Annotated in this window: 18 protein-coding genes and 2 tRNA genes; 5 read left to right on the forward strand and 15 right to left on the reverse strand. The window is 64.0% G+C overall.

Going from position 1 to position 23104, the window contains the following annotated elements; all coding sequences use genetic code 11:
• Positions 1 to 93: 93 nt before the first annotated feature.
• The 11 genes from infB to rlmE all read right to left on the reverse strand — a co-directional run bounded on the left by infB (position 94) and on the right by rlmE (position 11623).
• The gene (infB, locus tag DOM33_RS12020; protein WP_110669309.1) at positions 94 to 2616 is read right to left on the reverse strand and encodes a translation initiation factor IF-2; all 2523 of its coding nucleotides are present in this window, start codon (positions 2614 to 2616) and stop codon (positions 94 to 96) included.
• A 27-nt stretch (positions 2617 to 2643) separates the two neighbouring features.
• Positions 2644 to 4137: a transcription termination factor NusA gene (nusA, locus tag DOM33_RS12025; RefSeq protein WP_110669311.1), complete on the reverse strand. Its 1494-nt coding sequence runs from the start codon at positions 4135 to 4137 to the stop codon at positions 2644 to 2646.
• A gap of 90 nt (positions 4138 to 4227) precedes the next feature.
• Entirely contained in the window at positions 4228 to 4689 is a 462-nt protein-coding gene (gene rimP / locus DOM33_RS12030) for a ribosome maturation factor RimP (RefSeq protein ID WP_110669313.1), read from the reverse strand.
• Positions 4690 to 4848: 159 nt separating this feature from the next.
• Positions 4849 to 4925, reverse strand: a tRNA-Met gene (locus DOM33_RS12035).
• A gap of 143 nt (positions 4926 to 5068) precedes the next feature.
• Positions 5069 to 5155: transfer RNA gene (locus tag DOM33_RS12040), tRNA-Leu, on the reverse strand.
• A gap of 105 nt (positions 5156 to 5260) precedes the next feature.
• Entirely contained in the window at positions 5261 to 5641 is a 381-nt protein-coding gene (secG, locus tag DOM33_RS12045; RefSeq protein ID WP_110669314.1) for a preprotein translocase subunit SecG, read from the reverse strand.
• Positions 5642 to 5645: 4 nt separating this feature from the next.
• Positions 5646 to 6395 (reverse strand): triose-phosphate isomerase, encoded by a 750-nt coding sequence (tpiA, locus tag DOM33_RS12050; protein WP_110669316.1) that lies wholly within the window; start codon positions 6393 to 6395, stop codon positions 5646 to 5648.
• A 67-nt stretch (positions 6396 to 6462) separates the two neighbouring features.
• On the reverse strand, positions 6463 to 7848 hold the full coding sequence (gene glmM / locus DOM33_RS12055; RefSeq protein WP_110669318.1) for a phosphoglucosamine mutase: 1386 nt from the start codon (positions 7846 to 7848) through the stop codon (positions 6463 to 6465).
• Complete coding sequence (folP, locus tag DOM33_RS12060) at positions 7841 to 8635, reverse strand: dihydropteroate synthase (protein ID WP_110669319.1); 795 nt, start codon at positions 8633 to 8635, stop codon at positions 7841 to 7843. The genes glmM and folP overlap by 8 nt, the downstream gene beginning before the upstream one ends.
• 226 nt (positions 8636 to 8861) lie before the next feature.
• On the reverse strand, positions 8862 to 10826 hold the full coding sequence (gene ftsH, locus DOM33_RS12065) for an ATP-dependent zinc metalloprotease FtsH (RefSeq protein WP_110669321.1): 1965 nt from the start codon (positions 10824 to 10826) through the stop codon (positions 8862 to 8864).
• A gap of 137 nt (positions 10827 to 10963) precedes the next feature.
• Positions 10964 to 11623, reverse strand: coding sequence for a 23S rRNA (uridine(2552)-2'-O)-methyltransferase RlmE (gene rlmE, locus DOM33_RS12070; RefSeq protein WP_110669323.1), 660 nt, complete (start codon positions 11621 to 11623; stop codon positions 10964 to 10966).
• A gap of 281 nt (positions 11624 to 11904) precedes the next feature.
• Here rlmE and DOM33_RS12075 point away from each other — a divergent pair, with 281 nt between their 5' ends.
• The gene (locus tag DOM33_RS12075; RefSeq protein WP_110669324.1) at positions 11905 to 12231 is read left to right on the forward strand and encodes a YhbY family RNA-binding protein; all 327 of its coding nucleotides are present in this window, start codon (positions 11905 to 11907) and stop codon (positions 12229 to 12231) included.
• A gap of 112 nt (positions 12232 to 12343) precedes the next feature.
• Here DOM33_RS12075 and greA read toward each other — a convergent pair whose 3' ends face one another.
• From greA to dapB, 4 genes are all read right to left on the reverse strand, one after another.
• Positions 12344 to 12820 carry a transcription elongation factor GreA gene (greA, locus tag DOM33_RS12085; protein WP_110669326.1) on the reverse strand — a complete coding sequence of 159 codons (477 nt, stop codon included), beginning with the start codon at positions 12818 to 12820 and terminating at the stop codon, positions 12344 to 12346.
• Positions 12813 to 16046, reverse strand: coding sequence for a carbamoyl-phosphate synthase large subunit (gene carB, locus DOM33_RS12090; RefSeq protein WP_110669328.1), 3234 nt, complete (start codon positions 16044 to 16046; stop codon positions 12813 to 12815). Before carB ends, greA begins: the two co-directional genes overlap by 8 nt.
• An 89-nt stretch (positions 16047 to 16135) precedes the next feature.
• Positions 16136 to 17293 carry a glutamine-hydrolyzing carbamoyl-phosphate synthase small subunit gene (carA, locus tag DOM33_RS12095; RefSeq protein WP_110669330.1) on the reverse strand — a complete coding sequence of 386 codons (1158 nt, stop codon included), beginning with the start codon at positions 17291 to 17293 and terminating at the stop codon, positions 16136 to 16138.
• Between the two features lie 261 nt (positions 17294 to 17554).
• Entirely contained in the window at positions 17555 to 18364 is an 810-nt protein-coding gene (dapB, locus tag DOM33_RS12100; RefSeq protein WP_110669332.1) for a 4-hydroxy-tetrahydrodipicolinate reductase, read from the reverse strand.
• A gap of 226 nt (positions 18365 to 18590) precedes the next feature.
• Between dapB and DOM33_RS12105 the strand changes: the two genes are divergently transcribed.
• The 4 genes from DOM33_RS12105 to DOM33_RS12120 all read left to right on the forward strand — a co-directional run bounded on the left by DOM33_RS12105 (position 18591) and on the right by DOM33_RS12120 (position 22946).
• Positions 18591 to 19589 carry an esterase-like activity of phytase family protein gene (locus DOM33_RS12105; RefSeq protein ID WP_162617965.1) on the forward strand — a complete coding sequence of 333 codons (999 nt, stop codon included), beginning with the start codon at positions 18591 to 18593 and terminating at the stop codon, positions 19587 to 19589.
• A gap of 348 nt (positions 19590 to 19937) precedes the next feature.
• Positions 19938 to 21146, forward strand: a complete 1209-nt coding sequence (locus DOM33_RS12110; protein ID WP_110669336.1) for an ABC transporter substrate-binding protein — start codon at positions 19938 to 19940, stop codon at positions 21144 to 21146.
• The gene (locus DOM33_RS12115; protein WP_110669337.1) at positions 21139 to 22203 is read left to right on the forward strand and encodes a FecCD family ABC transporter permease; all 1065 of its coding nucleotides are present in this window, start codon (positions 21139 to 21141) and stop codon (positions 22201 to 22203) included. The genes DOM33_RS12110 and DOM33_RS12115 overlap by 8 nt, the downstream gene beginning before the upstream one ends.
• Entirely contained in the window at positions 22197 to 22946 is a 750-nt protein-coding gene (locus DOM33_RS12120) for an ABC transporter ATP-binding protein (RefSeq protein WP_110669339.1), read from the forward strand. The genes DOM33_RS12115 and DOM33_RS12120 overlap by 7 nt, the downstream gene beginning before the upstream one ends.
• Positions 22947 to 23104 lie beyond the last annotated feature (158 nt).

The raw sequence follows: 23104 nt of genomic DNA on the forward strand, positions 1-23104 counted from the left end.
CGCGGTGTCGTCCAAACCGACGTCGCCGCCTCCCTGTCACGGGAGACGGCGACGCGGGGTCTCTCGCACGCGAACGTACGAGAGATCAGGGCGTTACAGCGTACGCTCGACCTTGACCTGATCGAAGACCTCGATCTTGTCGCCGACCTGAACGTCGTTGTAGTTCTTGACGCCGATACCACACTCCATGCCGTTGCGCACTTCGTTGACGTCGTCCTTGAAGCGGCGCAGCGACTCGAGATCACCCTCGTAGATGACCACGTTCTCGCGCAGTACACGGATCTTCTTATTGCGATGAACGGTGCCCTCGACGACCATGCAGCCCGCGATAGCGCCGATCTTCGGTGCCTTGAAGACATCGCGAACTTCCGCGATACCCACGATCTGCTCGCGCCACTCAGGCGCCAGCATGCCGCTCATGGCCTGCTTGACCTCGTCGATGAGCTGGTAGATGACGCTGTAGTAGCGCAGATCCAGCCCTTCACGCTCGACGATCTCCCGCGCGGAGGCATCGGCACGCACGTTGAAGCCGACCAGAATCGCCTCACTGGCGAGCGCCAGGTTGGCATCGGTACCGGTGATGCCGCCAACACCCGAGGAGACCACGGCCACCTGGACTTCATCGGTGGACAGCTCTTCGAGCGCGCCACGAATCGCTTCCAGCGAGCCCTGAACGTCGGACTTGAGGACGATGTTGACCTTGGCGACTTCGTCCTGGCCCATCTGGCTGAACATGTTCTCCAGCTTGGCCTTCTGCTGGCGCGCCAGGCGGACTTCGCGGTATTTGCCCTGACGGAAGTTGGCGATCTCGCGCGCCTTCTTGTCGTCGGTCAGCACCATGAAGTCTTCGCCGGCTTCCGGCGTGCCGTCGAGACCCTGGATCTCCACGGGCATCGAGGGTCCGGCTTCCTCGACCTGCTTGCCAAGCTCGTTGATCAGTGCGCGAACGCGGCCGTAGTGGAGACCGGCAAGCACGATGTCACCACGCTTGAGCGTGCCGTTCTGGACCAGCACCGTCGCCACCGGGCCACGCCCCTTGTCGAGGCGCGATTCGACGACCACGCCCTTGCCGGGCGCTTCCGGCACGGCCTTGAGCTCGAGGACTTCGGAGACCAGCAGAACGGATTCGAGCAGCTGATCGATGCCGTCGCCAGTCTTCGCCGAGACGGGTACGAACTGCGTATCGCCGCCCCACTCTTCCGAGATCACGCCATGCTGGGAGAGCTCGTTGCGGATGCGGTCGAGATCGGCGCCTTCCTTGTCGATCTTGTTGATCGCAACGACCAGCTGGACGCCGGCAGCCTTGGCGTGCTCGACGGCTTCGATGGTCTGGGGCATGACGCCGTCATCGGCGGCCACAACCAGGATGACCACGTCGGTCGCCTGGGCACCGCGAGCACGCATGGCGGTGAACGCCGCGTGACCCGGGGTATCGAGGAAGGTGACACCGCCGTGCTCGCCTTCGACGTGATAGGCGCCGATGTGCTGAGTGATGCCGCCGGCTTCGCCCGTCGCCACTTTGGTGCGACGAATGAAGTCGAGCAGCGAGGTCTTGCCGTGGTCGACGTGGCCCATGACGGTGACCACCGGCGAACGCAGAATCTCGTTGCCTTCATAGGAGATGTTTTCGAGCACTTCGGTCTCGAGCGCATCTTCCTTGACCAACCGGGGCTTGTGTCCCATCTCCTCGACGACGATCGCGGCAGTATCCTGATCGATGGTCTGGTTGATGGTGACGGCAGCGCCCATGTTGAACATGGCCTTGATCACTTCGTTGGCCTTGACCGACATCTTATCGGCGAGCTCGGCCACGCTGATCGATTCCGGCAGTGCGACTTCACGCACGATCGGCTGCGTCGGCTTCTGGAAGCCGTGCTGGTTGTCGCTGCGACCGCCACGCCGGGTGCCGCGACGCTCGGCACGCTTGACCTTCTTGCCACCGCGACGACGCTCGTTGCGATCGTCCTCGTCACGACGCCCGCGGCGATCCTGATCACGCTCCTTGTCCTTCTTCGGATGGGCGCGACGATTCTCGGTGCGGGGCTCTTTCGGCGGCGCTTCGACGAAGGGCTGGCTATTGGAGGTCGGCTCGCTATCCTCGACCTGCGGCTCCTGCGAGAGGTTCTCCCCGGGCGCGCTCGGCTGAGGTGCCGGTGCAGCGGCCTTGTCGGAAGCCGCCTGGCCAGCGCTCTGCTCGGCCTGGGCACTCTCGAGTGCCGCCGCCGCAGCCTGCTCTTCTGCATGCTGCTGCGCCTGATCGGCCATGTCGCCGACCAGCTGACGTGGCCCGCTCTCTTCCGCCGCCGGCTCTTCGGTGGGCTCGGCATCGCGCTTGACGTAGGTACGCTTCTTGCGCACCTGCACCTCGATCGTCTTGCCGCGCTCGCCGGAGCGAATCTTGCTGCGGGTGTTACGAGTCAGGGTGACGCGATTGCGCGGCCCCTTACCCCCACCGTGACTCTTGGTCAGGTGGTCGAGCAGGCGCTGCTTGTCCTCTTCGGAGACAGCATCGCCCTCTTGTTGATGCGGCAGACCCGCATCCTTCATCTGTTCGAGCAGGCGGGACACATCGCGCCCCACCTTCCCTGCAAACTCTTTTACGGTCATGTCTGACATTACGACCCTCCTGAACCCGTGACCACGTTACTCTTCGCTCTGAAACCAAGGCGCACGGGCAGTCATGATCAGTGCCGCTGCGCGCTCCTCGTCCACGTCGTCGATATCCTTCAAATCCTCGATGGACTGTTCTGCGAGGTCCTCCATGGTGACGATGCCACGACTGGCGAGAACAAAAGCCAGGTGGCGTTCCATGCCGTCCATCGCAAGAAGGTCTTCGGCGGGCTGAGCGCCATCAAGCGCCTCTTCCGAGGCAATGGCCAGGTTGAGTAACTCATCCTTGGCCCTCGCTCGCAGTTCCTCGACCAGATCTTCATCGAAATCTTCGATCTCCAGCATCTCTTCGAGCGGCACGTAGGCCAACTCTTCGATCGTCGTGAACCCTTCCTCGACCAGGATGCGGGCGACTTCGTCTTCGATCTCGAGATGATTGATGAAATATTCGATCAGGCTGTCGACTTCCTGCTCGCGTTTACCCTCGGCCTCGTCTTCGGTCATGACGTTGAGCGTCCAGCCGGTCAACTCGCTGGCGAGTCGCACGTTCTGGCCGCTACGACCGATGGCTTGGGCAAGGTTATCCTCGCCGACGGCGACGTCCATCGAATGAGCGTCCTCGTCAACGAGAATGGAGGCGACTTCCGCCGGCGCCATGGCATTGATCACCAGCTGGGCGGGGTTGTCGTCCCACAAAATGATGTCCACGCGCTCGTTACGCAGCTCGTTGGACACCGCCTGCACGCGCGAACCGCGCATGCCGACACAGGCACCGACCGGGTCGATGCGCTTGTCGTTGGTCTTGACCGCGATCTTGGCGCGAGCGCCGGGATCGCGGGCCGCACCCTTGATCTCGATCAGCTGCTCGGCGATCTCGGGCACTTCGATCTTGAAGAGCTCGACCAGCATTCCCGGTTTGGTACGGGAGAGAATGAGCTGGGAGCCTCGCGCTTCGGCATCGACCTTCCACAGCAGCGCGCGTACGCGCTCGTTCATGCGGTAGCGCTCACCGGGGATCATCTCGCCGCGGGGCAGAAAACCCTCGGCGTTCTCGCCGAGATCGATGATCAGGCCGTCGCGAGTCGTCTTCTTGACGATACCGGCAACCAGCTCGCCTTCACGCTCGGTGTACTGCTTGACGATCTGGGCCCGCTCGGCTTCGCGCACTTTCTGCACGATGACCTGCTTGGCAGTCTGAGCAGCGATACGGCCGAAAGCGACCGATTCGATCTGCTCTTCGACCGCCTCACCCAGTGCCAACGGCGGGTCGCGCTGCTCGGCTTCGGAAAGCGGAATCTCGCGGTCTTCGCTGACGTACTCTTCGTCTTCGACCACGACCCAGCGGCGGAAAGTATCGTATTCGCCGCTGCGACGATCGATCTCGACGCGGACACTGACGTCTTCCCCTTCGAAGCGCTTGCGCGACGCACTGGCGAGTGCAGCCTCGACGGCCTCGAAGATGACGTCACGCGGTACGCTCTTCTCGTGGGAGATGGCGTCAACGACCAGCAGTATCTCTTTGCTCATGCCTATGCCTCGCCGAAAAACCGGTTCTTTGAAACGCCCTATCCGTCGATTCGGCGTTTTTCATTATGATCGAATGGCGGATGTTCGAAGTCAGTCTTCGAACTGCGGTATGACGCGCGCCTGGTCGATGCTTTCGATGGGAAAGCAGTACTCCTCGGACTCGATGCGAATCAACACTTCATCACCGTCAACGCCCGCCAGTTGTCCCTGAAACTTGCGCCGGCCATCGAAGGCGCTACGCAGTTTGAGCTGGACCGTGTGGCCACGAAAGCGGGAAAAGTGATCGAGGGTATAGAGTGGGCGATCGAGCCCCGGAGAGGAGACCTCCAGGCTGTAGTTGCTCGAGATCGGATCTTCGACGTCCAGCACGCTGCTCACCTGCCGACTGACACCGGCACAGTCATCGACCGTGATGCCGTTGGGGCTGTCGATGTAGATCATCAACTTGGAGTGCTTGCCCTGGGCCAGATAGTCGAGCCCCCATAGCTCGAAACCCATGGCAGTGACCACGGGTTCGATGATCGCATACAGCGCGGCGTCCTTGGTGACCACAAACGACTCCTACAGCAGTTGCATCAGGCACCTGACCGGGAGTTGAAAGACATGCAAGGTGCTAGGTGGCTGACTGGCGTTGGCGTCAGCAGGCAATGCAGAAAATGACAAAGCCGCCAACAAAAAGCCCCTTCTAAAGAAGGGGCCTTTCAAGAAACTTGGTAGCGGGGGCCGGATTTGAACCGACGACCTTCGGGTTATGAGCCCGACGAGCTACCAGACTGCTCCACCCCGCAACATCAGGTTGGCGAGTATAGAAACGGCCCCGGAGCGGGTCAAGAAATGCCGAATCTTCGCCATGCTTCCCGAATCATTTTTCCTATCGGTCAGCATCTTTCTATTCGTTGGCTCAAAGGGTCGAGACCCGAAAACTCAACGATGGTGCCGAAGGCGGGACTTGAACCCGCACGACCGTAAGGTCACTACCCCCTCAAGATAGCGTGTCTACCAATTCCACCACTTCGGCACAGGGGGTGATGAAGGCTTGGCGCCTGCATCGACTCGTCATTTTATCCAATACTTTGTCCGAATCGGCAAGCCATTCGAATCGACGACGAGTTTTCCTTTCGACTCAAGGATTTGAAGTTGACTGCCCTTCCTCTTCCTCGAGTGCTGGCGCAGCATTATTCCCGCTTTGCTCGCCGTCGTCAAGCGTTGGCGCACCATTATGTTGCTGCTCGATGACTTGGGCGTCGGGAATGCCGCTCTGCGGGGCGCTGCCGGCGTGCGAGGCGAAGTACGCCAGCGCCAGCGAAGTGACGAAAAACAGCGCGGCAAGACCACCCGTCACCTTGGCGAGGAAGTTGCCACCGCCGCTCGAACCGAACACGCTCTGTGAGGAGCCACCCCCGAATGCCGCACCGGCTTCGGCGCCCTTGCCCTGCTGCAGCAGTACCAGTACCACCACGGCAATGGCGAGTACGACATGGACCATCAAGACTGCTATCTGCATGACATTAACCTGCTGACTGACAAATCGCTTTGAAATCGTCGACCTTGAGTGAAGCTCCTCCGATCAGGCCGCCGTCGATATCTTCCTGCGCGAGCAGCTCCTTGGCATTGCTCGCATTCATGCTGCCGCCGTAGAGGAGTCGCAACCCCTCGGCCAGCTCCCGATCGAACTGCGCCTGATAGCGACGGATGGACGCCATCACCGCCTGCGCCTGATCGGGTGTCGCCGTACGCCCGGTACCGATCGCCCAGACGGGTTCGTAGGCGATCGTCACCAGCCGGCGCTGTTCAGGCTCGAGACGCGCCATGACATAGCCAGCTTGACGCAGCACCACGTCATCGGTCTGCCCGTTGTCGCGCTCCTCGAGGGTTTCCCCTACGCAGAGAATCGGCTTGATGCCCACGTTCAGGGCGGCGAGGGTCCGATCGAAGACCTGCTCGTCGCTCTCCTGGTACAGCTGACGACGCTCGGAGTGACCCACCAGTACGTATTCGACGCCGAACTCCCGCAGCATTTGACCGCTCACTTCGCCGGTCCTAGCACCCGAATGCAGCGGATTGAGCGTTTGCGCCCCGATTTCGATGCAGGTACCTGCAAAGACTCGCCTGGCTGCATCCAGATAGGGGAAGGGGGGATGAATCAGAATCTCGGCACTAGACGAGAAATTGTCCTCGGCGAATGCCTGACCGAACGCGTCGATCAGTTCTGCCGAGCCGTTCATCTTCCAGTTACCTGCGATCAGCGGCTTGCGCATGCGACCTCCCGTCGGTGGAGCGACATGGTATAAGAGCCTTGACAGCAAGACAACACGCGCTGCTGGCTCATGGAATGAGGCTTTCGACGCTTTCGGCGATCCGCCGTGCGAGTGCCTGAACGTCGAATTGCGGTCTGCCCTCGACCATCACGCGGATCAAGGGCTCGGTGCCCGAGGCCCGCAGCAGTACTCGACCACTGGCGCCGAGCTCATGTTCGACTTCAGCGACGGCTTGCGCGACCGTCGCGTGTTCCAGTAGCGCGGCGACATCGGTACCGGCCGGTAGGCGAACGTTGACCAGCGACTGCGGCGCCTTGTCGAAGCCCTCGAGCAGACGGCCGAGCGGCGCGCTCTCGCGCACCATGACGGCCAGCACCTGCAGCGCCGACACGATACCGTCACCGGTGGTCTGAACGTGGCGACAGACGATGTGCCCCGATGCCTCACCCCCGAGCAGCCAATCATTGGCGAGCAGTTTCTCGGTCACGTAGCGATCGCCCACCTTGGCGCGTACGAACGGAATGCCGGCCTTCTCGAACGCGGCGGCGAGACCGAAATTGCTCATCAGCGTACCGACCACGCCGCCCTTGAGCTTGCCCCGGGCATGAAGGTCGCAAGCGAGGATATAGAGAAGCTCGTCGCCGTCGACCAGCGCGCCATCACGATCCACCAGCAGCACCCGGTCACCATCGCCGTCGAAAGCGATACCCAGGTCGGCACCGCTCGACGTCACGGCGGCCTGCAGGCGCTCGGGATGGGTGGAACCCACGTCGCTGTTGATGTTGAGCCCGTCCGGCTCGGCACCGATCACGCTGACGTCGGCGCCGAGCTCGCGGAATACGTTCGGCGCAATGTGGTATGTCGCCCCGTTGGCGCAGTCCAGCACGATCTTGAGCCCGTGGAGTTCGAGCCGATTAGGAACGGTCGACTTGCAGAACTCGATATAGCGACCGGCGGCGTCGTTGATGCGCACGGCGCGACCGAGCTGATTGGGCGGCATCGTCTCCAGCGGTCGATCGAGCTCCGCTTCGATTTCGCTTTCGACATCGTCGGCAAGCTTGAGGCCCTCGGCGGAGAAGAACTTGATGCCGTTGTCGTGGTACGGGTTGTGTGACGCGGAGATGACGATACCCGCATCGGCGCGAAAGGTGCGCGTCAGATAGGCGATGCCCGGGGTCGGCATGGGACCCAGCAGCGACACGTCGGCGCCGGCGGCGGAAAGCCCCGCTTCCAGCGCCGACTCGAACATGTAGCCGGAGATGCGCGTGTCCTTGCCGATCACCACCTTGGGTCGCGGTGCCTGCGACGACTTCTGACGGGTCTGGTGGCCGGCAAGCTTGCGCGACAACACGCGACCCATCGCCCAGCCCAGCTTGAGCATGAAATCGGCAGTGATGGGGGCCTGACCGACCGTACCGCGAATGCCGTCGGTGCCGAAGTAACGCCTACTCATGATCGATTCGCTCCTGAAGCACGGCCCAAGTCATGTTGACCGCGTCGACTGTGGGTGCCACGTCGTGCACCCGAATGATGTGTCCGCCTCGCTCCACTGCCATCACGGCAAGTGCGAGGCTGCCGGGAAGCCGCTCGTCGACGCCCCGCCCGAGCGTCTTGCCGACCATGCTCTTGCGCGACATGCCGACCAGCAATGGCAGCTCGAGCGCTTCCAGTGCGTCCATGCGATTCAGCAGGCGCAGGTTGTGCTCGAGCGTCTTGGCGAAGCCGAAACCGGGATCGAGTATCAGCCGCTCACGCGAGATACCGGCGCGCTCGCATCGCGCGATCTGCGACTCGAGGAAGTCGACGACCGCCGTTTCGATCGGCTGGTCGTAGTGTGGCGCCCGCTGCATCGTCTGCGGCTCGCCGAGCATGTGCATCAGACAGACCGGCAGATCGGTCGCCGCCGCCGCCTCCAGCGCCCCGGGGCGCGTCAGCGAACGGACGTCATTGATCATCCCCGCCCCGGCGGCAGCGACTTCGGTCATGATCTCCGGCGCACTGGTATCCACCGACACCAGCGCGTCGAACTCGCGCACCAGCATCTCCACTACCGGCAGTACGCGCTCGCGCTCGCGCTCCAGTGGCACGCCCTCGGCACCCGGCCGAGTGGACTCTCCGCCCACGTCGATGATCGCCGCCCCCTCGGTGAGCAGTCGCTCGGCGTGGCGTCGGGCAGCGTCGAGCGCATCGTGGTGCCCACCATCGGAAAAGGAGTCCGGCGTCACATTGAGAATGCCCATGACGCAGGGGCGGTCGAGTTGGAGCCGGCGTTGGCCACACTTAAGCGTCCGACCCCCGGATTGCGGTCGCATCATTGATCTCGCTCAAAAGGCTTCACTCTAAGTAGCGCCCCGCCTAGGCGCAACAGCGCGCGTCCCCGCCCGCGGGCCGAACCATCTCGCAACCGGCACCCTACAAAACAAGACGGGGCGCCAATTGGCGCCCCGTCTCGAGTCTTTCGCAAGGTTACGGCCCGGTGGGACCGCCCAGCGGATCGGAGGGTCGACGACCGCCGGTGTCATCCGGCGCGCCCTCGTCACCGGGCTGCGGCTCGGCGCCACCGATCGGGCGACCAGTACCCGAGTTCGGCCCCTGATCGTCCCAGTCTTCCGGCGGCCGCGGCTTACGCCCTTCCATGATGTCCTTCAGCTGGTTGGCATCGATCGTCTCGTACTGCATCAGCGCTTCGGCCATCAGATCGAGCTTCTCGCGATTCTCCTCGAGAATCTTGTGCGCCGTGGCGTAGCACTCGTCGATGATGCGACGCACCTCCTTGTCGAGACGCGAGGAGGTCTCGCCGGAGGTCAGCTTGCCGCCACCCTGACCAGGGCCACCGAGGAACTGGTGCGACTCGTCCTCGTCGTACATCAGCGGCCCCATCTCCTCGGAGAGACCCCATTTGGCGACCATGCTGTGAGCGAGCTCGGTAGCGCGCTTGATGTCGTTGGAAGCGCCGGTGGTCACCCCATTCGGGCCCAGCGTCATCTCTTCGGCGATACGGCCACCGAACAGCGAGCAGATCTGGCTGATGATGTGCTGACGGGAGTAGCTATAGCGATCCTCTTCCGGCAGGAACATCGTGACGCCAAGGGCTCGCCCGCGCGGAATGATGGTCACTTTGTAGACCGGATCATGCTCGGGCACGACCAGACCGATGATGGCATGACCGGACTCGTGATAGGCGGTGTTGAGCTTCTCTTTCTCGGACATGACCATGGAGCGACGCTCGGAGCCCATCATGATCTTGTCTTTGGCGAGTTCCAGCTCGTCCATGCCGACGGTACGACGGTTGCGCCTTGCTGCGAACAGCGCCGCCTCGTTGACCAGATTGGCAAGATCCGCACCGGAGAAACCGGGGGTCCCGCGAGCGATGACGCTCGATTTGACGCCGTCACCCATCGGCACCTTGCGCAGGTGCACGTTGAGGATATGCTCACGACCGCGGATGTCGGGCAGCGGCACGGTCACCTGACGGTCGAAGCGGCCCGGGCGCAGCAGTGCCGGGTCGAGTACGTCGGGACGGTTCGTGGCAGCGATGACGATGATGCCGTCGTTGGCCTCGAAGCCATCCATTTCGACGAGCAGTTGGTTGAGCGTCTGTTCGCGCTCGTCGTGACCGCCGCCCATGCCGGAACCCCGGTGGCGACCGACGGCGTCGATCTCGTCGATGAAGATGATGCAGGGTGCCTGCTTCTTGGCCTGCTCGAACATGTCACGCACGCGGGATGCGCCCACGCCCACGAACATTTCGACGAAGTCGGAGCCGGAGATCGAGAAGAACGGCACCTTGGCCTCACCGGCGATCGCCTTGGCGAGCAGCGTCTTACCGGTACCGGGCGGACCCACCATCAATACGCCGCGGGGGATCTGGCCGCCCAGACGCTGGAACTTGGAGGGATCCTTGAGGAAGTCGACGAGCTCGACCACCTCTTCCTTAGCCTCGTCACAGCCAGCGACATCGGCGAAGGTGGACTTGATCTGATCTTGGCTGAGTAGCTTCGCCTTGGACTTGCCGAAGCTCATCGGACCGCCCTTGCCACTGCCGCCGCCCTGCATCTGGCGCATGAAGAACACGAAGATGGCGAGAATGAGCAGGATCGGGAAGCTGGCGATCAGCAGCCGCGTCCATAGGCTCTGTTGCTCGGGCTTCTGCCCGACCACGGTGACGTCATGCGCCAGCAGATCGTCCATCAGCTTCGGATCTTCCGCCGCGGGACGAATCGTCTGGAACTGGGTGCCGTCACCACGCTCGCCATTGATGGTGTAGCCATCGATGGTGACGCTTCGCACCTGATCGTTCTGGACCTGCTCCACGAACTGCGAATAGTTCATCGCCTGCGGCGAACTATCCACACTGAAGTTGTTGAACACCGTCAGCAGGACCGCTGCGATGACCAACCAGAGAATTAGATTTTTCGCCATGTCGTTCAAGACACCACCCTCGTAGTACGAACCTTGCTGCCAGCGCTTGTCGTGACCTCGACCCTAACTCAGATGAGGGCGGGTAGCCACGCTTGCAAGCTCGAACATCGCCTGACACTCGTTTGCCGGCGACGGCCATCGAGCGTCTAGCCGTGAAATCCCTGTGCCAGCAGGTAGACTTCCCGCGATCGCGCGCGGGAGGCCTCCGGCTTGCGTGTCACTACCTTGCGAAAGCTCGATCGCAGATCGCGCAGATAGTCGTCGAATCCTTCGCCCTGAAACACTTTGGCCAGAAAGTTGCCGCCGGGCGAGAGCGTCTGGCGCGCCAGATCCAGTGCCAGCTCGACCAGGTACATCGCCTGGGGCTGATCGATCGCCGCCATACCGCTCATATTGGGCGCCATATCCGACATCACCAGATCCACACGACGCTCGCCGAGCTCCGCCAGAATGGCCTCGAGCACCGTCTCTTCGGTGAAATCTCCCTGAATGAAACTGACGCCTGCCAGCGCATCCATCTCCAGGATATCCGAGGCAATCACTCGACCTTCCGGACCGACCTTCTCGGCGGCGATCTGACTCCAGCTGCCGGGGGCGGCACCCAGGTCGATGACCGACATGCCCGGACCGAGTAGCCCGTCTCGCTCGTCGAGCGCGAGTAGTTTGTAGCTCGCTCGTGAACGGTAGCCGTCCTTCCACGACTGCTGGACGTAGCGGTCGTCGAAGTGCTCCTTGAGCCAACCGGGACTGCTTTTGCTCTGCCGCGAGGCGGCATTGGCCTTATCGGAAGTCGAAGAGCGTGCCACTAGCGGTCACCTGATCGCGTTTACGAAATCGAAGGGAATTGAGATGCGGTACGTCGCGACGGGAAAAATCGGTCGTCGGCGGCGCGACAGACTCGGACGGGGTCTCGTATCACCTTCCCCGCCGCGGTCGAAACCCGTACCATGTCGCGTTTGAACAGTGCGGTGGTGAGACCGAAAGCAGCACCGCTGTAGACATTCACGTATCGACACTGAACTCGAGCTATCGATGCTATTCAAGCTCGAGCGATCGAGACTTCGCGAACTCCAACGGTCAGACTATCATGAGCTTGTCACCCGCACAAAAGAAAGCCTACCGCAGCATTGGGCACCATCTGCAGCCGATCGTCACCGTCAGCGAGAACGGCCTGAGCGAAGGTGCCCTGCAGGAACTCGAGCGCGCCCTGCGTGATCACGAACTGGTCAAGGTCAAGCTCGCCTTCGCCGAGCGAGACGAGCGCCAGGCCATGATCCAAGAGCTGACGACTGCCACTGGCGCCGAACTGGTGCAGTCGCTGGGCAAGGTCCCGCTGCTCTACCGCCACAACCCCAGGGCCAACCCCAAGCTCTCCAACATCGCCCGCGCCGAGAACCATCACGGCCGCCACTGAACGCCCCGGGAAAGGCCGTAAACACAAACGCCAGCGACGATCGTCGCTGGCGTTTTTCGTCATTCGAAGCTCGAAGCTCGAAGCTCGAAGCTCGAAGCTCGAAGCTCGAAGCTCAGAGATGCTCGACGCTCGAGATCTCGTACTCCACGTCGCCGCCCGGCGTGCGCACGTTGACCACGTCACCCTCGGACTTGCCGATCAGCGCACGCGCGATCGGCGAGGTCACCGAGATCTTGCCATCCTTGATGCTCGCTTCGTCTTCGCCGACGATGCGGTAACTCACTTCCTCGTCGGTCTCGAGGTTGAGCAGCTCGACGGTGACACCGAAAATCACCTTGCCGTTCTTGGGCATCTTGGCGACATCGATGACCTGCGCGTTGGACAGCTTGCCTTCGATCTCCTGAATGCGCCCTTCGATGAAGCCCTGCTGCTCTCGGGCCGCGTGATACTCGGCGTTCTCCTTGAGATCGCCGTGTTCCCGCGCTTCGGCGATGGCCGCAATCACCTGCGGACGCTCGACGCCCTTGAGCTGATCGAGCTCCTGGCGTAGCGCCTGCTCACCGTGGACCGTCATCGGGACCTTATTCATTCACTGCTCCTGCATGCTGTTCCTGCAGCCGTCGCACCGTAATCTCACTACCGTATTCCAGCGCCATGCACACCGCGCGCGCGCCGGCCAGCGTCGTGGCATAGGGCACCTTGCGCGAAAGCGCCGTGCGCCGAATCACGGAGGAGTCGTTGATCGCCTGACGACCTTCGGTCGTGTTGACGATATAGGCGATCTCGTCGTTCTTGAGCAGATCGACGATATGCGGACGACCTTCGTAAACCTTGTTGACGACGGCAACGCGCACACCGGCCTCTTCCAGAGCCCTGGCCGTGCCGCGTGTTGCCACTAGTGTAAAGCCCAAGGCTAGCAGAGATTGGGCGACCTCGATAACACCCTGCTTGTCCGGCTCGCGCACTGAGAGAAACGCCTTGCGCTCGCCGGTGAGCTTGGGAATCGCTTCGCCGGCGCCGAGCTGCGCCTTGTAGAACGCTTCGGCGAACGTGGTCCCGCTACCCATCACCTCACCGGTGGACTTCATCTCCGGCGACAGGATCGGATCGACGCCGGGGAACTTGTTGAACGGGAAAACCGCTTCCTTGACGCTGTAGTAGCCCGGGATGATCTCGCGAGTGAACGCCTGCTCGGCGAGCGTCTTGCCGGCCATGCAGCGCGCCGCGACCTGCGCCAGCGACGTGCCGATGCACTTGGAGACGAACGGCACCGTGCGCGAAGCCCGCGGATTGACCTCGATCACGTAGATTTCACCGTCCTGCCAGGCGAGCTGGACGTTCATCAGGCCGACGACCCCGAGCTCCAGCGCCATCCGCTTGATCTGCTCGCGCATCTCGTCCTGCACGTCGGCGGGCAGCGAGTACGGCGGCAGCGAACAGGCCGAGTCGCCGGAGTGCACGCCGGCCTGCTCGATGTGCTGCATGATGCCGCCGATCACCACCTGCTCACCGTCACAGACGGCATCGATGTCGACCTCGATCGCCGCGCTCAGAAAGTGATCCAGTAGTACCGGCGAGTCGTTGGAGACCTTCACCGCGTGGGTCATGTAGTTCTCGAGCTCGGAGGCGTCGTAGACGATCTCCATCGCCCGGCCGCCGAGCACGTAGCTTGGCCGCACCACCAGCGGGTAGCCGATCGCTTCCGCCTTGGCGAAGGCGTCCTCGAAGCTGCGCGCAGTGGCGTTGGGCGGCTGCTTGAGACCGAGCTTGTCGATCATCTGCTGAAAGCGCTCACGGTCCTCGGCGCGGTCGATCGCATCCGGGGTGGTGCCGATGATCGGTACGCCGGCGGCTTCGAGTGCGCGGGCGAGCTTCAACGGGGTCTGCCCGCCGAACTGCACGATCACCCCGACCGGCTTCTCCTTGTCCGCGATCTCGAGCACGTCCTCGAGGGTCACCGGCTCGAAGTAGAGTCGATCCGAGGTGTCGTAGTCGGTGGAGACAGTCTCCGGATTGCAGTTGACCATGATGGTCTCGTAGCCGTCTGCGCGCATGGCAAGCGCGGCATGCACGCAGCAGTAGTCGAACTCGATCCCCTGGCCGATACGGTTCGGCCCACCGCCGAGCACCATGATCTTCTGGCGATCCGTGACCTCGGCTTCGCACTCCTCCTCGTAGGTGGAGTACATGTAGGCGGTGCTGGAGGCGAACTCGGCGGCACAGGTGTCGACCCGCTTGTAGACCGGGCGAATGTCGAACTGGTGGCGCCGACTGCGCACCTCGCTCTCGGCGACACCCAGCAGGCTCGCCAGACGCGCGTCGGCAAAACCCTTGCGCTTGAGCCGGAAGAGCTCGTCGGCGTCGAAATCGCTCAGGGCACGCTGGGCGACGGCCTGTTCCAGGCGTATCAGCTCTTCGAGCTGGACCAGGAACCAGCGGTCGATGTTGGTCAGCGCGAACACTTCATCGACGCTCATACCGCTGCGCATGCCGTCGGCGATGTAGAAGATGCGATCGGCGCCGGCGGCCTGCAGCTCGCCCTTGATCAGCGCCATGTTGTCGACGTTGAAGTCGGTGACCTTGGGATCGAGGCCGTCGACGCCGATCTCGAGACCGCGCAGCGCCTTCTGCAGCGATTCCTGGAATGTCCGGCCGATCGCCATCACCTCGCCCACCGACTTCATCTGGGTGGTCAGGCGGTCGTTGGCTTGGGGGAACTTCTCGAAGGTGAAGCGCGGGATCTTGGTGACGACGTAGTCGATCGACGGCTCGAAGGAGGCCGGCGTCGCGCCACCGGTAATGTCGTTCTGCAGCTCGTCGAGGGTGTAGCCCACCGCCAGCTTGGCGGCGATCTTGGCGATCGGGAAGCCGGTCGCCTTGGAGGCCAGCGCCGAGGAGCGCGACACTCGCGGGTTCATCTCGATCACCACCACGCGCCCGGTGGTGGGATCGACGCCGAACTGGACGTTGGAGCCACCGGTCTCGACACCGATCTCGCGCAGTACCGCGAGCGATGCGTTACGCATGCTCTGGTACTCCTTGTCGGTGAGGGTCTGCGCCGGGGCGACGGTGATGGAGTCGCCGGTGTGCACGCCCATCGGGTCGAAGTTCTCGATGGCGCAGACGATGATGCAGTTGTCGTTCTTGTCACGAACGACCTCCATCTCGTATTCCTTCCATCCCAGCAAGGATTCGTCGATCAGCAGTTCGTGGTTGTTGGAGAGCTCGAAACCGCGGGTGCAGATCTCCTCGAACTCCTCCTTGTTGTAGGCCACGCCGCCGCCGGAACCGCCCATGGTGTAGGAGGGGCGGATGATCACCGGGAAGCCGAGTTCGGCCTGGATCTCCCAGGCCTCCGCCATCGCGTGGGCGACCTTGGCCTTGGGGCACTCGAGGCCGATGTTCTTCATCGCCTTGTCGAAGAGATCGCGATCCTCGGCCTTGTTGATGGCGTCGGCGTTGGCCCCGATCATCTCCACGCCGTACTCGTCGAGCACGCCGTGCTTGTCGAGCTCCAGCGCGCAGTTGAGCGCGGTCTGCCCGCCCATCGTCGGCAGGATCGCCGACGGACGCTCCTTCTCGATGATCTGCGCCACCGCCTGCCAGGTGATCGGCTCGATGTAGGTGGCATCTGCCATCACCGGGTCGGTCATGATGGTCGCCGGGTTGGAGTTCACCAGGATGACGCGGTAGCCCTCTTCACGCAGCGCCTTGCAGGCCTGGGCCCCGGAGTAGTCGAATTCGCACGCCTGCCCGATGACGATGGGGCCGGCGCCGATGATCAGAATGCTGTCGAGATCCGTACGTTTTGGCATGCGCTAACACTCGTCGAAAAAGGAGAGGGCGGCGCGGCGCGCCGACCCGAAAAGACTCGATTCAATGGCGTCGGAAGGTCGCGAGCGGTTCAAGCGACCTGGCGCTTGCGCGCCTGCATCATCGACACGAAGCGGTCGAACAGCGGCGACACGTCCTGCGGTCCGGGGCTCGCCTCGGGGTGACCCTGGAAGCTGAAGGCCGGGCGGTCGGTCAGCTCGATCCCCTGGAGCGTGCCGTCGAACAGCGAGCGATGGATCGCGCGCACGTTGGCCGGCAGGCTCGTCTCGTCCACCGCGAAACCGTGGTTCTGACTGGTGATCATGACGTGGCCGGTGTCGAGATCCTGCACCGGATGGTTGGCGCCGTGGTGGCCGTGATTCATCTTCACGGTGGTGGCACCCGCGGCCAGCGCCAGCAGCTGATGGCCCAGGCAGATACCGAAGACCGGGACGTCGGCGTCGAGGACCTCGCGAATGGCAGTGATGGCGTAGTCGCAGGGCGCCGGGTCGCCGGGGCCGTTGGCGAGAAAGACGCCGTCCGGGTTCATCGCCAGCACATCCGCCGCCGGCGTCTCGGCGGGCACCACCGTCAGTCGACAGCCGCGCGCGGTCAGCAGGCGCAGGATGTTGTGCTTGACGCCATAGTCGAAGGCGACGACGTGATAGGGCCGTTCGCTCGCGGCGGCATCGGCGTAGCCCTGCCCCAGCGTCCAGTCGCCCTCGCTCCACTCGTAGGCGGACTGGCAGGAGACGACCTTGGCCAGATCCATCCCCTTGAGTCCGGGAAAGGCCCGCGCCGCTTCCAGCGCCCGCTCGACGGCGTCATCGCCGCGCGCCGCGTCGCCGGCGAGAATCGCGCCATCGAGGGAGCCTTTGCTGCGCAAGAGTCGCGTGAGCCGTCGGGTATCGATATCGGCGATGCCGACCACGTTCTGCGAGCGGAGGTAGTCCGAAAGCGAACGCTGGCTGCGAAAGCTACTGGCCATTAGCGGCAGGTCGCGGATGACCAGGCCAGCGGCGGCGATCTGCGCGGACTCGACGTCCTCGGCGTTGATGCCGGTGTTGCCGATGTGCGGATAGGTCAGGGTGACGATCTGACGGGTATAGGAGGGGTCGGTGAGGATTTCCTGATAGCCGGTCATGGCGGTATTGAAAACCACCTCCCCGCTGGTCTGCCCGTCGGCTCCGATCGCAGTTCCTCTGAATACACTGCCGTCTGCGAGAGCCAGTATCGCGGGTCTATTCAAGACGTTCTCCTCCTCGGCGGATCACCAACAAAAGTTCCGGGCGCACCGAAACTCGATTCTCGGCCGACGAGGCGCAGCGGGCGGTGTCAGAAACTCAGGTCGTAAAAAAGCGGGACGAAATCCGGAGCACCGGTTTCATCCCGCTTGTTGTCCTGGTCGCTGCATCGCCTGCGGCTTCGTTCGGCCAAATTGACGAAATACTACCGGAAAGCGCTCTCGGGCTCCAGTGCCGCCGGCCGATCGTCGTTCGATGCGCCGACGCTACGCCTTGAGCCCCAGCACGTCCTGCATGTCGTAGCGCCCCGAGGCGCGCCCGGCGACCCACAGCGCGGCGCGCACGGCGCCGTTGCCAAAGGTGAGCCGGCTGGAGGCCTTGTGGGTGATCTCGATGCGCTCGCCCTCGGCGGCGAAGAGCACGGTGTGCTCACCGACGATGTCGCCGCCGCGCACGGTAGCGAAGCCGATCTCGTCGGCGCGCCGCGGCCCGACCTGGCCCACGCGCTCGAAGACCCCGCAGGCGGCCAGATCCCGCCCCAGGGCATCGGCCACGGCGCGTCCCATCATCAGTGCGGTGCCGGAGGGCGCATCGATCTTGTGGCGGTGATGCGATTCGATCACCTCGATGTCGAAGCCGGCGTCCCCCAGTGCCCGCGCCGCCGTCTCGAGCAGATTGACCGTCAGATTGACACCGGTGCTCATGTTGGCGGAAAAGACCGTGGGCACGCGCGCGGCGAGTGCATCGAGCCGTTCGAGCTCGGCGGCATCGAAGCCGGTAGTGCCAATGACGATCGCCTTGCCGTTATCGGCGCACCAGGCGAGGTTGTCGAGCGTCAGCGACGGCGTGGAGAAGTCGATCAGCACGTCGAAGTCATCACGCACCGCCCCGAGCGAGCCGGCCAGCGCCACGCCCAGCTTGCCCAGGCCCGCCATCTCACCGGCATCGCTGCCGATCAGCGAACTGTCCGCGCGCACGACCGCCGCTCCCAGGGTCGCCGCATCGCTCTTGTGCGTGGCTTCCAGCAGCGTACGCCCCATGCGTCCCGCTGCCCCGATGATGGCTATCCGCGTCATGCATTCCTCTCCTTGATGCCCGGTACGCGCCGACAAACGCTGCAACGTGTTCCGAGATGAAACGTGATCCGACAAGAGGCGCAGTGTATCAGCCACCCTCTGCCGGTGACGCGCCTCCCCGACGACCGGCAGCCCGGCGCGCCGACACGACCATCCCATGACGCCCGCCACGAGCGCCCTCCGCTACACTATTGTCCAGACGCCATCTGCCGGAGCCCGCCCCGCCATGCCCACTCGCTCGACTGCCCCGAGAAACCCCACCGGTGCCTCGATCACCGGCGCCCTGCTGATCAGCACGCTTCTCGCTGGCTGCAGCGCCGTCCCCCAGCCCACGTCGCTGGCCACCGCCGAGCTCGAGGCGAGCACGCCGGGCGTGAGCTGGTGCGGCACCCTGGTGCTGCCGAGCAAGTGGCAGGACGGCACGCCGGTGGGCGGGCTTTCGGATCTCGGCTGGGACGAGGACGAGTCGATGCTCTTTCTGGTCTCGGATCGCGGCTGGCTGCACCGTGCCCGGCTCGACTTCACCGGCAGCGGAGAGCTTCGCGACTACCAACCGCTCGATACTTACCCGCTGCGGAGCCGACAGGGGAGCATTCTCGAGAGCGAGCGCAGCGACGCCGAATCACTCGTGCTGGAGAACGCTCGCGACGGCGTTCGCGGCAACACCCAGCTGGTGATCGGGTTCGAGGGCGATGCCCGCTGGCAACGCTTCTATCCTTCCGGCCTCGCCGGCGAAGCCCCGCACCGTTCGGCCAGGCTCGCGGACACCCAGCCCAACGCTGGGCTGGAGGGGCTGGCCGATCTGCCCGGTTTCGGGCTGATCGGCGGGATCGAGTCGTCGCCCGAAGGGTGGCCCGACACGCTCACGCGGCTTTTCACCCTCGACGGCGAGCACGAGTGGCGCTATCCGCTGGCGAGCGACACGAACTCGGCACTGACCGCCCTCGAAGCGCTCGATGGCGATCTGTTGGTGCTCGAGCGCGCCTACACGCCGCCGGCGTCGGTGGTGATCAACCTGCGCCGGGCGGCACTGGCCAAGAACGGCAGCGTCACGGTCACCGATCTCGCCCGCCTCTCCAACGGCGAAGGCTGGTCGGTGGACAACTTCGAGGGGCTCACCCGGATCGGCGACGGCCGTTACCTCATGGTCAGCGACGACAACTTCAGCCTGCTGCAGCGCACCCTGCTCAGCTGTTTCACGATCGACGAGGCCAACGCGAGCTGAACCGGGTCAGGCGGCCATTCGCCGTCGCGCGCCTCCTCACGCTCGCCGGCCCTTCCATTACCATGCTCGCCGACTCTCTCACCGCCACGCTCACCGGCCCTCCCATCGCCACGCTCGCCGACGCTCTCACCGGACCTCGCCACTGACCGGTGCCAGCCCTCTCGCAACGTAGCGGCAACCTCGCAACGTAGCGGCAACGCCTCGACCCGCCGAACAAAACGGCGCATACTTCGCCGCTCTGTAAATGAGAATTGTTATTCTTTGATGGCGCGGCGCTCTATCCGCCAGCGAGGCCGGTCAGNNCTGACCGGCCTCGCTCAGACAACCTCCTAGACGATCGGTTTTCGAATGCACGACCTGACGACGACACCCGCTTCTCACGAATCCGTCCGCTTTTGCGCCGGCGCACCGGGCATTCGTCCCGTGCGGATTGCCGCGCTGCTAGCGCTTTCCACCCTCGCGCTCACGTCGTGGGCGCCCCTCGCCGCCGCGGACGAGGTGGTGGTGACGGACATCGCCGGACGTGAGGTCAGCGTCGAGACGCCGGTGAAACGCATGATTCTCGGCGAGGGTCGCCAGATCTATCTGCTCGGCGTGCTGCAGCCAAAGACGCCGTTCCAAGGCGTGGTCGGCTGGCGCGAGGATCTCTCCCAGGCCGACCCGGAAAACTACGCCGCCTACGCCGAGAAGTTTCCCCAGCTCGAACAGATCCCCACCTTCGGCGGTTTCAAGGACGGCACCTTCGACGTCGAACAGGCCGCCTCCCTCGACCCGGACGTGATCTTCATGAACGTCGAGTCGCAGTCCGCCACCGAGGACGCCGGCTACGAGCAGAAACTGGCGGCGCTGGGCATTCCCATCGTCTACGTCGACTTTCGCGAAGACCCCATCGCCGACACCCCCAAATCGATCCGTCTGATGGGCGAGCTGCTCGACGAGCAGGATCGCGCCGAGGCGTTCATCGATTTCTCTAACGCGCAGATGGCGCGGGTCGCGCGCGTTCTCGAGCAGGCCGAGCCCGAGCGCCCGCGAGTGTTCATCGACCGCGCCGGCGGCTATACCGAAGAGTGCTGCATGAGCTTCGGCCCGCACAATTTCGGCGACTACGTGACGCTCGCCGGCGGTGACAACATCGCCGACGGCATCATCCCCGGCACCTTCGGCAACTTGAATCCGGAGCAGATCATCGCCGCCAACCCGCAGCAGGTGGTCGTCACCGGCGGTGACTGGGAAGCCTACGTGCCCGGCGGCGGCTGGGTCGGCGTCGGCCCCGGCGAGGAGATGGACGAGGCCAGGCGCAAGCTCGAGGCGCTCACTCACCGCGTCGCCATGACCGGCATCGACGCCGTCGCCAACGATCAGGTCCACGCCATCTGGCACCAGTTCTACAACAGCCCCTACTACTTCGTTGCGGTGCAGCGCCTCGCCAAGTGGTTCCACCCCGATCTTTTCAACGATCTCGACCCGGAAGCGACGCTTCGCGAGCTCCACGAGCGCTTCCTGCCGGTCGACTATCGCCCGGGCTACTGGGTCTCGCTGGACGACGACGATGAGTAAGACGGCGCTAGAGACGCCGGCACCGGGGCGCGTCTTCTACCGCTCGCTGGTGGCGCGCCGCCAGCTGATCCTCGCCGCGCTCTTCGCCGCGCTCTGTCTGAGCGTGTGCGTCGATCTCGCCCTCGGCCCGGCCCGCTTCGGGCTCGATGAAGTGCTCGCGGCCCTCGTCTCGCCGGGCTCGGTGAGCGATCAGCTCCGCGTCATCGTGTGGGACATCCGCATGCCGGTGGCGCTGATGGCGGTGGTGGTCGGCGCCAGCCTCTCCATCGCCGGGGCGCAGATGCAGACCATCCTCAGCAATCCGCTGGCGAGCCCATTCACCCTCGGCATCTCTGCCGGCGCCGGCTTCGGCGCGGCGTTGGCGCTGGCCTTCGGCGTGGCGATCCTGCCGGGCAGCGTCGCCTATATGGTGCCGATCAACGCCTTCCTGGTGGCAATGCTGACCGCCTTCGCGATCCACCTGCTCAGCCTCAAGCGTGGGGTGACGATCGAGACGATCGTGCTGCTCGGCATCGCCATGGTGTTCATCTTCAATTCGCTGATGGCGCTGATCCAATTCTTCGCCAGCCAGCAGGCACTCTCGGCGGTGGTGTTCTGGACCATGGGCAGTCTCACCAAGGCGACCTGGCCGAAGCTCTGGATCACGCTGTCGGTGCTGGCGGTGTCGATCCCGCTGCTGGCGCGTCACGGCTGGGCGCTCACAGCGATGCGTCTGGGCGATGCCAAGGCGGAGAGCATGGGCGTGAATCCGCGCCGGCTGCGCCTGGAAGTGCTGATCGTGGTGTCGCTGCTGGCGTCGATTTCGGTCGCTTTCGTCGGCACCATCGGCTTCATCGGTCTGGTCGGCCCGCACATCGCGCGCATGCTGCTCGGCGAGGATCAGCGCTTCTTCCTGCCGGGCTCGGCACTCTGCGGGGCGTTGATCCTCTCGGTGGGCTCGATCCTGTCGAAGATGCTGATTCCCGGGACAGTGATCCCCATCGGCATCATCACCTCACTGGTAGGTATCCCGTTCTTTCTGTTCCTCGTGCTCAATCAGAGAAAATCGGCATGGTGAGTCTCGCCTTCGACCAGGTCAGCGCCCGCTACGCCAAACGGGCAGTGCTCGACGACATCCACACGCCCACCTTCTTCGGCGGCCAGATCGTCGCGCTGCTCGGCCCGAACGCCGCGGGCAAGTCGACGCTCTTTCGCCGCGTGCTGGGACTCGTCGACGGTGAGGGTGAGGTCCGCCTGGAAGGCGCCACGGCCGAGCGCCCCATCGCCTACATGCCGCAGGAGACGCGAGTCGATGCCGTGCTCACCGTCTACGAGAGCGTGCTGCTGGCGCGCATGCAGGGGCGACGGCTCAAGGTGAGTCCGGCGGATCTGGAGGCGGTGGACCGCGCCATCGACGAGCTGGGCATCCAGGCGCTGACCGAGCGCGACATCGGCGATCTCAGCGGCGGCCAGCGCCAGCTGGTGAGTGCCGCCCAGGCACTGGTGCAGTCACCGGACGTGCTGCTGCTCGACGAGCCCACCTCCGCCCTCGACCTGCATCGCCAGATCGCCCTGCTCACCGTGCTGCGACGTCTCGCCGCCGAACGGGGCATGCTGATCGTGGTCGCCCTGCACGATCTCGGTCACGCGCTGCGCTTCACCGACCAGGCGATGGTGCTCGCCGATGGCACGCTCAAGGCGTGCGGGCCGACCCAGGCGGTGGTCACGCCCGAACTGCTGCGTGACATCTACCGGGTGGAGGGGCGTATCGAGCGCTGCTCCCGCGGGCATCCACTGCTCGTGGTCGACGGCGCACTCTAGCCGTCGACGCCTCCGGCATCGCCGAGGCCGGTGCCGCGGTTTCCCCGCCGCGGCGCGGCGAACCGCCACCTATGCACGCACAAGCATAATGATTTCCGCTAGTTGTCATTTATCCCCCGCCCTCCGATGCTGTCCCCCTTCTGCCGGACGTCAGGCCG

The sequence above is a fragment of the Salinicola halophilus genome (genome assembly GCF_003206155.1).
GTDB classification, from domain to species: Bacteria; Pseudomonadota; Gammaproteobacteria; order Pseudomonadales; family Halomonadaceae; genus Salinicola; species Salinicola halophilus.